The sequence below is a fragment of the Gordonia sp. NPDC003376 genome (assembly GCF_053589235.1).
Genome location: NZ_JBSFRM010000008.1, coordinates 74465 through 89698 on the forward strand (window position 1 = coordinate 74465; position 15234 = coordinate 89698).

Genomic DNA, 15234 nt, shown 5'->3' on the forward strand with positions numbered 1-15234 from the left:
CGGACATCCCCGTCGGCGGCCGATTTCGGTTCCGACACATCGAGCAGGTACAGTCTGATCCGCACGAGCGACCGCAACCGAAAGGCCAGGTCGAGGCGGCACGCGGGTGTAGCTCAATGGTAGAGCCCTAGTCTTCCAAACTAGCTACGCGGGTTCGATTCCCGTCACCCGCTCGTATACACCCCGTACCGGCAACCCCGGTGCGGGGTTTGTGCATGTCAGGGGGCCACCACTCGTTCCGCGGGACCTGTGATTTACGTCATAGTCGGGCGTACGGTGGGGGCATGTCTTCCAGTCACGTCAAGAGCCAACGCAAATGTCCGTCCTGTGGTGCCAACCTCTACGTCCGCAAGGACGTCACCGAGACCGACAACGGCATGCGCCGCGTCGACACCATGCTGGTGTGCCGCGACGAATCCTGCACCGAGCCGGCACGCCATCTCGGCACCGAACTGCTGCAACCCGCGTGATCCACACCCCCTCACACCCCACCCTGCCTGGTCGTTAGCAGGCAAAAGTGTTGACTTCCCCCCACCCGCCCCGCAACCTGTTCGAGGTCGGGGATTCCGGCGCGGCATCGACGCCGCGTGAGACATCGGATATCCATCCAGGGGGAACGTCGTGCCGACTCTCGTCCTCGGAACCCGTGTCGGGTTCCGAGCTCTTCGTCGTCCAGCCGTCCGGCCACGTGCCGCGCACGCTCGGACACACCGACCGCCCGATCAGCAGGTCCGACGGGTCACAGCCGGACGAACGGGTCTCGTCCTCGCCGCCGTGGCCGTCGTCACACTCGGTGCGGTGACCGCCGGGACGCTCTCGGCCGCACCCGCACACGCCGACGATGTCGCGCTACCGACCCCGTTGCCAGACCCCTTCTATACGCAGCCCGCCGACCTCGACCACTATCACGACGGCGACGTGATCTCGGCGCGCCCACGACCCGCTCCGCCCGGGTTCTTCGACGTCCGGACCTTCCAGCTCCGATTCCGCTCGACCGACAGCCAGGGACATCCCATCGCCGCGGTCACCACGGTGCTGATCCCCACCACCAAGCAGGCCGACGGCCCGCTGCTGTCGTTCCAGCACATCATCAACGCGGTCGGACTCGAGTGCGCACCGTCCCAGGCGCTGTGGACCCAGGACCCGAACCTCACGATCCGCGAGGCCCCCGGGCTCAACGTGGCGTTGCGACGCGGATGGACCGTGGCGATCCCCGATCACCTCGGGCCCCGCAGCGCCTACGGCGCAGCCAGGCTGGGCGGCCAGATCACCCTCGACGGCATCCGCGCGGTGCAGGGCTTCGCCCCGGCGGGTGTCGCCCGATCGAAGGTGGGACTGGCCGGATACTCGGGCGGCGGGATGGCCACGGCGTGGGCGGCCGCGCTCGCCCCGGCCTACGCCCCCGACCTGCCGATCGTCGGCGCGGCATATGGCGGCGTGCCGATGGACCTCGTCCGGATGGCCGAGGGTCTCGGCTACTCCAGCCCGCATCCGGCGTTCGGTCTGGCCTTCGCCGCGGCGATCGGACTCTCCCGCGAGTACCCGCAGCAGATCCCGATGCAGAAGTACCTGTCGCCGACCGGCCAGCAGATGTACTCCGAAATGCGCAATGCGTGCACCAACGACATCCTGCGACTCGGCGCCGGCCATTCCGCACAGCAGGTGAGCATCGGCGGTGAGCAGATCTTCGAGAACCCCACGGCACGACAAGTGGTCGTCGACAACAGCCTCGTCGACCATCCCGGTGTGCCGAAGGCACCGATCTTCGAATGGCACAGCCCCACCGATTCCCTCATCCCGGTGGCCGCGATCGACCAGACGATCCGTCGGTACTGTCGGGCGGGTGCCCGCGTGGAGCAGTTCTCGACGCCGTCACCGGATCACATGAGCGCCGCGGTGATCGGCCTTCCGGCCGCCTTCTCGTACCTGAGCGATCGATTCAATGATGTTCCGGCGCCGGACAATTGCAGTTGAAGAAACGGCGAAGCGGACATTGTCGGCGATCTTCCTCCGCACTGTGAGGGCAATCACACAGGCGGATCGTCATCTCGCTCACCTTGAGTTTTCCTGATGCGGGTCGGCAAAGTCCGTCTGTACTCCTCTGTCCGTAGTACAGGGCTTTGGCCCGCCCACAACGGTTGTGTAACGATGGAGTCACGCACCGTGCCTGGTAATTCCCGAATGCAAAGGTTCAACGAGAGTGCCGAACAGCAAACCTTCACACCGTAGTGGCCGCGGCCTGAGCCGTCTGGTCGCGATCGTCGTCGGCGTCCTGGCCGTCGCGCTCGCCCTGCCGGGGCTGGCGCAGGCCGCTCCCGTGACCGTCATCCCGGGTCTCCCGCCGGTCGAGGTCCCCGACATCCCGGGCGTGCCCACCCCGCCGACACCCAAGAGCACCACCCCGGAGCCCCCGACCACGAGCACCACCACTGCGCCGAGCACACCGACCGGTCCGGTGCAGCCCAAGGTCAAGACCACCACCGGCTACATCGCGCTGGCCGATGACGCGACCCACACCATCACCTGGTGGAAGGACGGCGCGGTCGTCAAGACCATGCCGATCTCGATGGGTTCGAATGCACATCCGACTCCCAACGGTGTCTACCACACCAAGGAGAAGTACCGTGACATGTACATGGACTCCTCCACCTACGGTGTGCCGGTCGATTCCGCCGAGGGATACCGCACCTACGTCGAGTACGCGACCCGCATGTCCTGGGACGGCATCTTCATCCACGCCGCACCGTGGTCACTGGCCCAGCAGGGTGTGAGCAACGTGAGCCACGGCTGCATCAACGTCAGCACCGAGAACGGCAAGTGGGTCTACGACAACGTCCCGCGTGGCACCCCGATCGTCGTCCGCGGCACCATCGGCGGTCAGTACACCGGCGACTGATCCACCCCGAGTCCCGATCACGCCCCGCGCGCCCGATCGGCACAGGTTTCCCGGTCACGAAGGCCCGGCCCCCGAAAGGGGACCGGGCCTTCGTGCATGTCCGGGCGGGTCGGTCCCGGTGTCAGACGGGCGCCTCGACCTCGAGGGCGAGATCCATCTTGCGCCCTTCCGAACGCACCCGGGCGATCGCCCGCATCTTGTTGGACGCGTCGAGCGCGGCCACCTTGTACCCCTCGGCCAGTGTCGGATAGTTGAAGACGGCGTCGACGAGGTAGTCGACCGTGCCGCCGAGTCCCATCACGGTCTGGCCGATGTGCACGAGTTCGGAGGCGTTGGTGCCGAAGGCGTGCACGCCGAGCAGCGTTCCCTCCTCGGCGTGCACCAGCAGTTTGAGCAGCCCGTAGGAGTCACCCATGATGGCGCCGCGGGCGAGTTCACGGTAGCGGGCGACCCCCACCTCGAACGGGATGTTCGCCGCGGTGAGCTGGTCCTCGGTGCGTCCGACGAAGCTGATCTCCGGGATGGCATAGATCCCGATCGGCTGCAGTTCGGCGACACTCACCCCGACCGGCTCCCCGAAGGCGTGATAGGCGGCGCGTCTCCCCTGCTCCATCGACGTCGCGGCGAGTGCCGGGAAGCCGATGACGTCGCCGACGGCGTAGATGTGATCGACCTCGGTGCGGTAGTTCTCGTCGACGGTGAGTCGCCCCCGCGCATCGGCGGTGAGACCGGCGGCATCGACCCGCAGTTCGTCGGAGACCCCCTGCCGGCCCGCCGAGTACAGGACGGTGTCGGCGGGGATCTGCTTGCCCGACGCCAGGATCGTCAGCGTTCCCGACGGATGGGTCTCGACCTCCTTGACCTGCTCGCCGAAGCGGAAGGTCACCCCGCGTTCGCGGAGTTGGTACTGCAGGGCCTCGACGATCTCGCGGTCGCAGAAGTCCAGCATCGCCGGCCGCTGCTCGATGACGGTGACCTTGGTACCCAGCGCGGCGAACATCGAGGCGTACTCGATGCCGATCACCCCGGCCCCGACCACCACCATCGAGTTGGGGACGCGGTCGATGGTGAGGATCTGGTCGGAGTCGACGACGGTGTCGCCGTCGAACTCCACCGACGCCGGGCGGGCCGGGCGGGTGCCCACCGCGACGATGAAGTGATCGGCCGTCACGTGCTTGTGATCGCCGGTCGCGTCCTCGATCGCGATCTCGTGGGGGCCGGTGAAGTGCGCGTTGCCGATCAGCATCGTCACCGAGTTGCGGGCCAGCTGGTTGGAGATGACGTCGATCTCCTTGCCGACGACGTGCATGGTGCGGGCGGCCAGGTCTCCGACGGTGATGTCGGACTTGAGTCGGTACGACTCCCCGTACAGTTCACGCTGATTGACCCCGGTGAGGTAGAGGACCGCCTCCCGGAGGGTCTTGGACGGGATGGTGCCGGTGTTGATGCACACCCCGCCGACCATGTGGCGCCGCTCGACGATCGCGGCGCGTTTACCCAGTTTTGCGGCGGCGATGGCCGCCTTCTGCCCTGCCGGGCCTGATCCGATGACGACGACGTCGTAGTGATCCACCGTGGATGCTCCGCTCGAGTCCGATCGAGGTTGGGCGCGATTCGTCCCGGATCACAGTGTCGCGCACCCCGGCCGATCCCTCGACTCGAGCGGATCCGACGAGGCCACCTGCGCCCCGGCGAACGTCGCCTGCACCTGCAACCAGCCCGCCAGGGCCTGGCAGCCCGTGGTGTGCGGATCGGTCAGCGGTGCACGCCGGTACGGCTCGTCGGCATACGATGTGTGCCGCCCGCCGCGCGCGTTGCGCAACCGTACCCCGGGGACGGCGATCACCGGCGGCAGGTATCCGAGCACCTCGCGGCGCGCCGACGCGAGGCGCCCGACGTCGCGGCGCCACTGCCGAGGACCGAACCGGGTTCGCTCGGCATTTTGGAAGGCATTGGATCGCAAGGACTTCCACATCTCCGTGACCCAGCGTCGGGTCGTGGGCAAGGCCAGGGCGCGGGTCAGATCCGCGACGTCGCGAAACAGCGAGTCCGATGTGGCGTTGCAGATCATGTCGTCGGCGGCACCGACCCACCAGATCGCGAGATCGTCGGGGATCGCCGGCCCCGGACCGGCCACACCCCACCCCTCGCAGCCGGGGACCACGCCGGGCGGCTGGTGCGGGTCGGCGACGAGCCCGACCGCGAGAATCCGTCGTCGGATCTGCGATCCCGTCGGCGACGACCCGTCCCACAATGTCGCGAGAACCCGTCTGATCACCACTGCGCCTTGCGAATATCCGATCAGCACGATCGGCCCGTCGGGCTCGCGGAGCGCCTCGGTGAGCGCTTCGATACCCAGCGCCACGCTCTCCTCGTAGCACATCCCGCGCAATGTGGGAGCCGGACCGTAGCTCGCCGGGTAGCCCACCCATCGGGCCCGGAACCGGTTGTCGAGGACGTCGGTGACGGCCGCGAGCAGTCCGGTCACCCGGGTTCGGGCATCCCCCGGGTACGACTCACCGGTCCCACCCACCACGAGCACCGAGATCGGTCCTGCGGACGCACGCGACCACCGGCCGCGTTCGGTCTCGATCAGGTCGAAGGACATGGGTCCATGGTCGGCCGCAGTCCATGAGAGCGCACGTCATGTGCGCTGAATGTCTGCTGAGAACCTCCCTGAACTGCGGCGGAAGGTAAGGGAGATCACGTCGAATCCGGTTGCGTAACACAATTGTTACACGGACAATGGATAGCAGAAAGAAAAGATTGCACACTATCGAGAATTGCGAAAGAAGCGGTACCCATGTCGTTCGCACGCCTGCGTGAACGTTTTCTGTCCCCCCAGAGCATTCGGCCCACCGAGGCCACCAGCCGTCGTCTCTACGATCGCATCCACGAGGTCGCCGGAGACGCCCAGCGCGATGAGCTCCTGGTGATGGCCCAGCGCCTCGAGACGCGCTGATCCCGCCGACACCCCGTCCCGCCGACCACCCTCCGTGGTCGACGGGACGCAGTCGTGTGCACCCCCGCATCCGGTCGACATTGTCACGATGAGCTTCTGGTGCCGACAGTTGCTGCACCAGTACAGGTTTCGTCCGTCGAGCCCACTCATCGACGCCGCGGTGCGGCAGATCCGGCGCCGCTCCCCCGTTCGCCGGTAGACGAAGGACCGGGGACGGTCCGGGGCCCAGGACGCCGGGTCGCGATGGTCTTCGGGACGCACCAGGTGTACCCGTCCCCGGTGCACCCCGATCGCCGTCAGTGCCACCAGATCGGCCCACATCGCATCGAAATCACTGCGCCACAAGGACTTACCGCGTTCCAGCGGGTCGACACCGGCACGGAACGGGATCTCGGCGCGGTAGACGTCGCCGACCCCGGGCCTTCATCGGGGCCGCGCTCTCGGTGACGGACCCGTACAGACCGAGATGGACGTGCACCATCTGGGTACGACGTCCATCCCGGTGGTACTGGATCAGATGTTGCCCCAGGCCCGGACTCTGACGAACTCCATCCCGTCGACGACGGCCGCGCCGGCGGCGAATGTCCCCTGCGGGCTCCTCACCCGAACGCGGCTACCCCCGAAGATCCTCTACTGCCGGCGGCCGGTGCAGCGTGTGCCCCTCGGGCACGGAGGCCGATCAGGCCTGCGGAACCGCCGGGGCGACACCGGTCTTCTCGTACTCGGCGAGGATGTCGATGCGGCGCTGGTGGCGCGGCTCCTCCGACCACTCGGCCGCCAGGAAGGCGTCGACGATGGCCAGCGCCTCCTCGGTGGTGTGCATGCGTCCGCCGATACCCATCAGCTGCGCGTTGTTGTGCTGGCGGGCGAGCTGAGCGGTCTCCACGCTCCAGGCGAGCGCGCACCGCGCGCCGGGCACCTTGTTGGCCGCGATCTGCTCGCCGTTGCCGCTGCCGCCGAGCACGATGCCCAGGCTGCCCGGGTCGGCGACGACCTTCGTGGCGGCGTCGATACAGAACGCGGGGTAGTCGTCGAGGGCGTCGTAGACGTGGGCGCCGCAGTCGATCACCTCGTGTCCCGCCTTGGTCAGATGGTCGGCGATCGCCGTCTTGAGCTCGAATCCGGCATGGTCTCCACCGAGGTAAACGCGCATGCGGCAACTATAGAACGGCGCCCCGTCCGCACCGCCGAGAACCCACCCGAGTGGCCCCGGGCGGGTTCTGTACGGTGCGGCGGTGCGCCGGAGGGGTCAATCGAAGGCCGGATCCTCGGTGCGGGTTCGCTTGAGCTCGAAGAAGTGTGGATACGACGCCAGGGCGACCGCACCGTCCCACACCGTGCCTGCGGTCTCCCCGCGGGGGATGCGCGAGAGCACCGGACCGAAGAACGCGCTGCCGTTGATGTGGATCGTGGGGGTGCCCACGTCGTCGCCCACCTTGTCCATGCCCTCGTGGTGGCTGCTGCGGATGGCATCGTCGAAGTCGGTCGAGTCGGCGGCGGCGGCGAGCGCGGGGTCGAGGTCCAGCTCGGTGAGTGACTCGGCGATCACCACGTCGAAGTCCTTGATCTGTTTGTTGTGCAGGCGCGTTCCCATCGCGGCGTACAGCGGCGCGAGGATCTCGTCACCGTGCCGGGCCGCCGCCGCGGCGATCACCCGGACCGGGCGCCACGCGTGCTTGAGACCCTCCCGGTAGGCCTCCGGGATGTCCTTGCCCTCGTTGAGCACGGCCAGGCTCATGATGTGGAAGTTCACGTCGATGTCGCGAACCTTCTCCACCTCGAGAATCCATCGTGAGGTGATCCAGCACCACGGACACAGCGGGTCGAACCAGAAATCCACACGATCCTTCGATGACATCCCCATCGGTCCCTTCATCATTTCGCTTCGTCGGTCACGGTGTCGGCCGAGCAGGGCGGCATCGGTTCAACCCCGCCGTGTTCCAACCCTGCGGTGTCGATTCAACCCGCTGTGTCGGTTCAACCCCGCGCGGCGTCCCGGGATTCCGCTCGCCGCGAAACCCCGCCAGTACACGACACTTCGGCAGCTCACGGCCCCGCACATTCCGACCCATGAGGGCCGCCCGGGACTAAGCTGGCCGTCGTGACTGCCCCGAATCTCACCCGCGACCAGGCCCGCGAGCGCGCCGCCATCCTCGACGTCTCGACGTACACCATCGATCTCGACCTGACCGACGGCAACGGCAGACCCGGCGTCGACACGTTCCGGTCCACCACCACGGTGGCCTTCACCGCAACCGCCGGGTCGTCGACGTTCATCGACCTGGTGGCCCCGAACCTGCTGTCGGCGACGCTCAACGGCGTCGCCCTCGACGTCTCCGGATTCGACGAGTCGGTCGGCATCACGCTGCCGGACCTGGCCGCCGACAACGAGCTCACCGTGGTCGCCGACTGCGCCTACTCCAACACCGGCGAGGGGCTGCACCGCTTCGTCGACCCCACCGACTCGTCGGTGTACCTGTACACCCAGTTCGAGACCGCCGACGCCAAGCGCATGTTCGCCTGTTTCGATCAGCCGGATCTCAAGGCCACCTACACCCTGACGGTCACCGCACCCCAGGACTGGAAGGTCATCTCCAACGCGGCACCGGTGCAGACCGTCGCGGCCACCCCGGGCGAGTTCCGGTTCCGCGAGACCGCGGTGATGAGCACCTACCTCGTCGCCCTGATCGCCGGTCCGTACGCCGAGTGGACCGACACCTACACCGACGAGCACGGCACCATCCCGCTGGGCATCTACTGCCGCGGATCGCTGGCCGAGTTCATGGACGCCCACCGCCTGTTCATCGAGACCAAGCAGGGATTCGCTTTCTACCACAAGAACTTCGGCACGCCGTATGCATTCGGCAAGTACGACCAGCTGTTCGTCCCGGAGTTCAACGCAGGTGCCATGGAGAACGCCGGCGCGGTGACCTTCCTGGAGGACTACGTCTTCCGGTCACGCGTCACCAAGTACCTCTACGAGCGTCGCGCCGAGACCGTGCTGCACGAGATGGCGCACATGTGGTTCGGCGACCTGGTCACCATGCAGTGGTGGGACGACCTGTGGCTCAACGAGTCCTTCGCCACCTTCGCCTCGGTGCTGTGTCAGGCCGAGGCGACCGAGTACACCAGTGCCTGGACGACCTTCGCGAATGTCGAGAAGTCGTGGGCCTACCGCCAGGACCAGCTGCCCTCCACCCATCCCGTGGCAGCCGACATCCCCGACCTCGCCGCGGTGGAGGTCAACTTCGACGGCATCACCTATGCCAAGGGTGCATCGGTACTCAAGCAGCTGGTGTCGTACGTGGGCCTCGAGCCGTTCCTGGCCGGTCTGCGCGACTACTTCGCCAGTCACCGTTTCGGCAACGCCACGTTCGCCGATCTTCTTGCCGCACTGGAGAAGTCGTCCGGAAGGGATCTCTCGGACTGGGGTGGCCAGTGGCTCAAGACCACCGGTATCAACGTGATGCGCCCCGATTTCGAGCTCGACGCCGACGGCGCCTTCACCCGTTTCACCGTCGTGCAGGACGGTGCCGCACCGGGCGCCGGTGAGCGTCGCGCACACCGCCTACGGGTGGGTGTCTACGACGACACCGCCGACGGCACGCTGGAGCGCACGCACAGCGTCGAGCTCGACGTCGACGGTGAGCGCACCGACGTGACCGAGTTGGTCGGAGTCCCCCGCGGCAAGCTGGTGCTGATCAACGACGACGACCTCACCTATGCGTCGGTGCGGCTCGATCCGGAGTCCCTGGCGACGGCGACCACCCGCATCGGTGACATCACCGACTCGATGCCACGCACCCTGGTGTGGTCGGCGGCGTGGGAGATGACCCGCCAGGCCGAGATGCGCGCACGCGACTTCGTCGAGCTGGTGCAACGCGGTATCGCCGCCGAGACCGAGATCGGTGTGGTGCAGCGGGTGTTGCTGCAGGCCACCACCGCGATCGAGGCGTACGCCGACCCGCAGTGGGCGGCGCAGACCGGTCGACCAGGCTTCTCCGCACGGCTGCTCGAGCTGGCACGGGGCGCCGACGCCGGCTCCGATCACCAGCTGGCCTTCGTCAACACGCTGCTCGCCGGTCGGCTCGACGACGATCAGGTCCCGGTGGCCAAGGGGCTGCTCGACGGCGACGATCCGGCCGCGCACGGTCTGTCCGGGCTGACCGTCGACGCCGATCTGCGCTGGAAGCTGGTGCGCGCACTGGCCACCGCCGGGGGCATCGACACCGATCCGTCGTCGACCCCGGTGATCGACGCCGAGGCCGAGCGCGACAACACCGCTGCCGGGGCCCGGCAGGCCGCGGCAGCACGCTCGTCGCGTCCGCTCCCCGAGGCGAAGGCCGCCGCGTGGGCCCAGGCGATCGACGACGACTCGCTGTCGAACATCTACACCCGCACGATGATCGAGGGCTTCGCCCGTCCGGGACAGTCGGATCTGCTCGACGCCTACGTCACGAAGTACTTCGAGGCGGTCCCGGAGGTGTGGTCGCGGCGGTCGAGTGAGGTCGCCCAGACCGTGGTGGTGGGCCTGTACCCGTCGTGGGCGATGACCGACGAGGCGATCGCTGCGGCCGACGAGTTCCTCGCCGCCGACCATCCGCCGGCCCTCAAGCGCCTGATCTCGGAAGGCCGGGATTCGGTGGCCCGCTCGCAGCGGGCCCGCGTCTTCGACGCCGGCGCCTGACGCCGGGCGGCCGAGACGACTTCGGCCGCCATCCCGTCGGGGATGGCGGCCGAAGCTCGGTAAAGACCTGTATCGGGCTCGCGTTCAGTTCGACGCGGCTGCGGTCGCGACCACGTGCAGGGCCGCGATCAAACCGTCGATCAGATGGCCGGTGCGGAAGCTGCCGATCGCAGCGGTCACACCGAGCTGGGCGACCCGGTCGTTGACCCGGTCGGCAACCTTCTCACCGGAGACCACGACGACGTCGTGACTGTTCGGCGCGACGGCGATGAGCGCGCCGTTGGCGGGCTCGGGTGCCTTGGCGAGAACCTTGCGGGCCTCATCCACCGGATCGGTTCCGAGGTCGCCGATGTAGACCGAGAACCGGACGAGCGCCTTCTCGCTGGCCGCCTTGAGGGCGTCGTCGAGCGCGATGAGCTCGGACTGCGAGAACGGCGGGGTGTCGGGGGTCTGTCCCGGGAAGCGGGCGGCCGAGACGCGACCACTGTTGGTGATCACCGTGCCCATCGGCAGCGCCGTGACCGGGGAGAGCTTGACCTCGCCCGCGGTCTGAACCTGAGTTACGTCACCACTTGCCACTGGCCGAGCCTCCATCCACATCGGTCGGTTCTGCGTGCCGCGGGAGCGTCATCGGCTCGATGTCGACGGCACTGAACAGCAACGGCTTGTGCGTCCAGGGCTGATCGAGCTTGTACTCCTGCACCTTCGGGTACTTCACGCCGAACGAGAACGCCATCGAGACCACACAAGCGATGACGAACACGACGCAGATGACCGTGACGGCGACTCCGATGCCGACCATCGAGCTGTCCATAACGTCCTTTCGAATCAGCGCCCGCAATCGGCGGATCTGCCCAGGTCACTGCCCATGGACTGCACCCGCGCCGGCAGGCCGTGTGAACAATCTATCCCACCGACGCCGCTGCGTCCCAGTGGGGCCTACAGAGCGTCGTAGACAATTTCGGGGCGGTTCGGGTGGTCGCCGCCGGCCCTTCAGGCCGCACCGGCGTCGAGATACTGCGCCCAGGCCGGGTCGATCTCCTTGATCGTCGCGAGCAACCGCCAATGCCGACCCTTGGGCGCGGTCAGCGGGGTGTGCAACGTCCATCCGATCTCGCTGAGCAGATGGTCTGCCTTCTTGTGGTTGCAGCTCGCGCAACACGCCACACAGTTGTCCCACGAGTGGGTGCCGCCGCGACTGCGGGGCTGGACGTGATCGATGGTGGTGGCCTTGGCACCGCAGTAGCCGCAGCGGAAGCGGTCGCGGTGCATCAGCGCGGCCCGCGTCATGGGGATCACCGCGCGATAGGGCACGCGGACGTAGCTGCGGAGTCGGATCACCGACGGTACCGGGACCACGGTGTCGGCGGAGTGGACGGCCATTCCGGGGCCGGCCGAGTGGATCACCTCTGCCCGGTCACGCAGGACCAGGATGATCGCGCGCCGCAGCGAGACCGCGGTGAGCGGTTCGAAGGTCGCATTGAGCAACAGCACACGACGTCTGCCCCAGAGTGAGGACGAGTCACGTGGCTCGGTGGGCGCGTCGAGGATCGGCGGATCGGTGTGACGCACTCCACGCAGCGTCGTGACCTCACCGACATGCCGTTGGCCTCTGCGTGACATCCAGCCTCCCGTGTACGTCCACCGGACTGGTCAAGTGGAACACGCCGCGGCCGGGTGTGCACGACAATTCTGGGTGTCGACGCTGGTCGTTTGTGTGAACAGCTCGTGGCCGCGCGGTCACATGGCGACAGGCAGACCTCGTTCGCAGGTCGCGGTTTGAACGGGTCGTCGACACTGGAGGACAATGTGGAATGTGAGTGGACAGCCCCCGCACGCGCGGCCTGCAGACCAGCCGACCCCACGCTCGTTCTATGACGAGGTGGGCGGTCACGACACCTTTGTGCGGTTGACCCGTGCGTTCTATGCCGAGGTGGCGAATGACGAGGTGGTCCGCCCTTTGTACCCCGAGGCCGACCTCGGACCCGCCGAGCGCCGCATGCGCATGTTTCTCGAGCAGTACTGGGGCGGACCGCGCACCTACTCCGACGAGCGCGGCCACCCGAGGTTGCGGATGCGGCACATGCCGTTCACGATTGGCCCGATCGAGCGGGATGCCTGGCTGCGGTGCATGCACATCGCGATCGCGTCGATCGACGCAGACACCCTCGACGACGACCACCGTCGCGCACTGGTCGACTACATGGAGATGGCCGCGCAGTCGATGATGAACTCGGCGGTCTGACCGGGCAGCCCGATGCCGATGTGCGACCCGCCGTATCCCCCTGGATTCCTCAACCCGTGGTTCAGGTGGTAGAGAATTGCGACGTGAGTTCCGAGACACCGAGCGAAGGCCCCGTCGCAGGTCCCGACGACGATCACCCCGGCACGCCGGGTGACGCCGACCCCGAGGCCTCCCTCACCGCCGACTCGCCGGTGACCGATGAGGGCCGGTCCGACCCTGCCGCCGGCCGACCCGACGACGAGATCGTCGCGAATCACGAACCGGCCGAACAGCCGGTTGCAGGTGGTGCCCCCGCCGACGAGCCGGTTGATGAATCGGCTGCCGACGTGGCCGCGGCGGAGGAGACCACAGAGAAGGTCTCCGACGACACCCCGACCCCTGGGCTGACCGCCGATGACGAACCGGTCGCCGATGACGAAGCGGTCGCGGGCCACGAGCCGGTCTCCGGCGACGAGCCCGAGCAGGTCGAGGCGCCCGAAGTGGTCGTCGCCGAAGAGGTCGTCGCCGAAGAGCACGTCGCCGAAGAGGTCGCCCCCGAACAGAACACGCCCGGGCAGGTCACCCCTGGACAGATCGCGGAGGCACCCACCCCGTCTGTCCCCCAGCTCGACTCCACCGACGACACCTGGTGGCGGTCGGCGATCTTCTACCAGATCTACCCGCGGTCGTTCTCCGATCTCGACGGCGACGGGGTCGGCGATCTGGCCGGTGTCATCGACAAGCTGGGCTATCTGGAGTTGCTCGGCGTGGACGCGATCTGGCTGTCGCCGATCATGCGGTCACCGATGGCCGACCACGGCTACGACGTCTCCGACCCCCGTGACATCGACCCGTTGTTCGGCGATCTCGAGGACTTCGACGATCTGATCGCCGAGGCGCACGATCGTGACATCCGAGTGACGATGGATCTGGTGCCCAATCACACCAGTGATCAGCACGAGTGGTTCACCGGGGCTCTCGCGGCAGGTCCCGGAAGTCCCGAGCGCGCCCGATACATCTTCCGCGACGGACTCGGCGACAACGGAGACGAGCCACCGAACAACTGGCACAGCGTCTTCGGTGGTCCGGCATGGACGCGTGTCATCGAATCCGACGGCACTCCCGGTCAGTGGTATCTCCACATCTTCGCCGCCGAGCAGCCGGATCTGAACTGGGAGAACCCCGAGGTCTGGGACGATCTCGAGCGCACCCTGCGCTTCTGGCTCGATCGCGGTGTCGACGGCTTCCGGATCGACGTGGCACACGGCATGGCCAAGCCCGAGGATCTTCCCGACATGGACCTCGCGTCCACCCGTCTGCTCCAGAACAACGACGACGATCCGCGGTTCAACAACTATGCGGTGCACGACATCCACCGCAAGATCCGCGCCGTGCTCGACGAGTACCCGGGCGCGGCCAACGTCGGCGAGATCTGGGTCGAGAACAACGAGCGATTCGCCGAGTACCTGCGTCCCGACGAACTGCATCTCGGCTTCAACTTCCGGCTCGCCAAAGCCGGTTTCGACGCCGACGAGATCCGCACCGCGATCGAGAACTCCCTGGACGCCGTGGTGTCGGTCGCCGGTACGCCGACGTGGACGTTGAGCAATCACGACGTCGAGCGCGAGGTCACCCGCTACGGCCGTCCGGTCGGTGACACCGAGTCCGCACCCGACCTCGAGCTCGGTGTCGCCCGCGCCCGCGCGATGGCGCTCGTCGAGCTGGCCCTGCCGGGCTCGGTGTTCATCTACAACGGTGCCGAACTCGGTCTGCCGAACGTGGACCTGCCCGACGAGGTGCTGCAGGATCCGGTGTGGGAGCGGTCCGGACACACCGAGCGAGGCCGCGACGGATGCCGGGTGCCGATTCCCTGGGAGGGCACCGAGCCCCCCTTCGGGTTCAGTTCGTCGTCGCACAGCTGGCTGCCGCTCCCCGCGTCGTGGTCACGGTTCACCGTCGAGAACGAGCTCGAGGACATCGCGTCGACACTGTCGCTGTACCGGCAGGCGATCGAACTGCGGTCGGAACGACCGGAGTTCGCCGGCGCGCAGGTCGACTGGTATGGCGCCCCGGAGGGCTGCCTGGCCTTTCGCCGTTCTGATGGCCAGCTGATCTGCGCGCTCAACACGAGCGATTCCCCGGTGCCCCTGCCGCCGGGCGAGTTGCTGCTGCTGAGCGCTCCGCTCGTCGACGGCCACCTCGCACCCGACGCCGCCGCCTGGCTGGTCTGAGAAGCATTCGGTCGAGCCGAACTCGGAACACATCCCGCGCCTCGAGCCGCTCCCCGATGCTGTCGGGTCACCAGGTTTCGACACGGGTCCTCGCGATGCTCGGTCCCGGCTCAACCACCGAATTCAGTTGCCACCATCGATGGTTGAGCCGACGATAAGTGGGCATGTTCAATTCCGACCCTCGCTCAACCACCCAAAGCTGCTGCTGCAGTTGTTGGTTGAGCCGACGAGGAG

Annotated in this window: 14 protein-coding genes, 1 tRNA gene and 1 pseudogene; 8 read left to right on the forward strand and 8 right to left on the reverse strand. The window is 67.4% G+C overall.

The annotated features are described in order from the left end of the window. Nucleotides 1-102: 102 nt before the first annotated feature. The 4 genes from ACWDUA_RS10665 to ACWDUA_RS10680 all read left to right on the forward strand — a co-directional run bounded on the left by ACWDUA_RS10665 (nt 103) and on the right by ACWDUA_RS10680 (nt 2896). A tRNA-Gly gene (locus ACWDUA_RS10665) sits at nt 103-173 on the forward strand. 111 nt (nt 174-284) lie between these two features. Continuing rightward, nucleotides 285-470: a hypothetical protein gene (locus ACWDUA_RS10670; protein ID WP_020791229.1), complete on the forward strand. Its 186-nt coding sequence runs from the start codon at nt 285-287 to the stop codon at nt 468-470. A gap of 304 nt (nt 471-774) precedes the next feature. Beyond that, nucleotides 775-1974: a lipase family protein gene (locus tag ACWDUA_RS10675; protein ID WP_449750991.1), complete on the forward strand. Its 1200-nt coding sequence runs from the start codon at nt 775-777 to the stop codon at nt 1972-1974. A gap of 226 nt (nt 1975-2200) precedes the next feature. Then, nucleotides 2201-2896 (forward strand): L,D-transpeptidase, encoded by a 696-nt coding sequence (locus ACWDUA_RS10680; RefSeq protein WP_449750992.1) that lies wholly within the window; start codon nt 2201-2203, stop codon nt 2894-2896. A 121-nt stretch (nt 2897-3017) separates the two neighbouring features. Here the strand turns inward: ACWDUA_RS10680 and sthA are convergent, their stop codons facing one another. Continuing rightward, nucleotides 3018-4469, reverse strand: coding sequence for a Si-specific NAD(P)(+) transhydrogenase (sthA, locus tag ACWDUA_RS10685; RefSeq protein WP_449750993.1), 1452 nt, complete (start codon nt 4467-4469; stop codon nt 3018-3020). A gap of 51 nt (nt 4470-4520) precedes the next feature. Next, nucleotides 4521-5504, reverse strand: coding sequence for a PE-PPE domain-containing protein (locus tag ACWDUA_RS10690; protein ID WP_449750994.1), 984 nt, complete (start codon nt 5502-5504; stop codon nt 4521-4523). Nucleotides 5505-5699: 195 nt separating this feature from the next. Here ACWDUA_RS10690 and ACWDUA_RS10695 point away from each other — a divergent pair, with 195 nt between their 5' ends. Continuing rightward, the gene (locus ACWDUA_RS10695) at nt 5700-5858 is read left to right on the forward strand and encodes a hypothetical protein (protein ID WP_449750995.1); all 159 of its coding nucleotides are present in this window, start codon (nt 5700-5702) and stop codon (nt 5856-5858) included. Nucleotides 5859-5957: 99 nt separating this feature from the next. On the opposite strand, the pseudogene ACWDUA_RS10700 reads toward ACWDUA_RS10695, so the two are convergent. The 3 genes and pseudogenes from ACWDUA_RS10700 to ACWDUA_RS10710 all read right to left on the reverse strand — a co-directional run. Beyond that, nucleotides 5958-6528 (reverse strand): annotated as a pseudogene (locus ACWDUA_RS10700) (Fpg/Nei family DNA glycosylase); the annotation flags it as partial. 9 nt (nt 6529-6537) lie between these two features. After that, nucleotides 6538-7011 (reverse strand): ribose-5-phosphate isomerase, encoded by a 474-nt coding sequence (locus tag ACWDUA_RS10705; RefSeq protein ID WP_449750996.1) that lies wholly within the window; start codon nt 7009-7011, stop codon nt 6538-6540. 96 nt (nt 7012-7107) lie between these two features. After that, entirely contained in the window at nt 7108-7716 is a 609-nt protein-coding gene (locus ACWDUA_RS10710) for a mycothiol-dependent nitroreductase Rv2466c family protein (RefSeq protein WP_449750997.1), read from the reverse strand. 243 nt (nt 7717-7959) lie between these two features. Here ACWDUA_RS10710 and pepN point away from each other — a divergent pair, with 243 nt between their 5' ends. Continuing rightward, nucleotides 7960-10545: an aminopeptidase N gene (gene pepN / locus ACWDUA_RS10715; protein WP_449750998.1), complete on the forward strand. Its 2586-nt coding sequence runs from the start codon at nt 7960-7962 to the stop codon at nt 10543-10545. A gap of 84 nt (nt 10546-10629) precedes the next feature. Here pepN and ACWDUA_RS10720 read toward each other — a convergent pair whose 3' ends face one another. The 3 genes from ACWDUA_RS10720 to ACWDUA_RS10730 all read right to left on the reverse strand — a co-directional run bounded on the left by ACWDUA_RS10720 (nt 10630) and on the right by ACWDUA_RS10730 (nt 12168). Next, nucleotides 10630-11124 carry a DUF5130 domain-containing protein gene (locus tag ACWDUA_RS10720; RefSeq protein WP_449750999.1) on the reverse strand — a complete coding sequence of 165 codons (495 nt, stop codon included), beginning with the start codon at nt 11122-11124 and terminating at the stop codon, nt 10630-10632. Then, nucleotides 11111-11359, reverse strand: coding sequence for an aa3-type cytochrome oxidase subunit CtaJ (gene ctaJ, locus ACWDUA_RS10725; RefSeq protein WP_449751000.1), 249 nt, complete (start codon nt 11357-11359; stop codon nt 11111-11113). The genes ACWDUA_RS10720 and ctaJ overlap by 14 nt, the downstream gene beginning before the upstream one ends. Before the next feature lie 179 nt (nt 11360-11538). After that, nucleotides 11539-12168 (reverse strand): HNH endonuclease, encoded by a 630-nt coding sequence (locus ACWDUA_RS10730; RefSeq protein ID WP_449751001.1) that lies wholly within the window; start codon nt 12166-12168, stop codon nt 11539-11541. A gap of 184 nt (nt 12169-12352) precedes the next feature. Between ACWDUA_RS10730 and ACWDUA_RS10735 the strand changes: the two genes are divergently transcribed. Further along, complete coding sequence (locus ACWDUA_RS10735; protein ID WP_449751002.1) at nt 12353-12790, forward strand: globin; 438 nt, start codon at nt 12353-12355, stop codon at nt 12788-12790. A gap of 83 nt (nt 12791-12873) precedes the next feature. Next, nucleotides 12874-15000, forward strand: a complete 2127-nt coding sequence (locus ACWDUA_RS10740; RefSeq protein WP_449751003.1) for an alpha-amylase family glycosyl hydrolase — start codon at nt 12874-12876, stop codon at nt 14998-15000. The last annotated feature ends 234 nt before the right edge of the window (nt 15001-15234 follow it).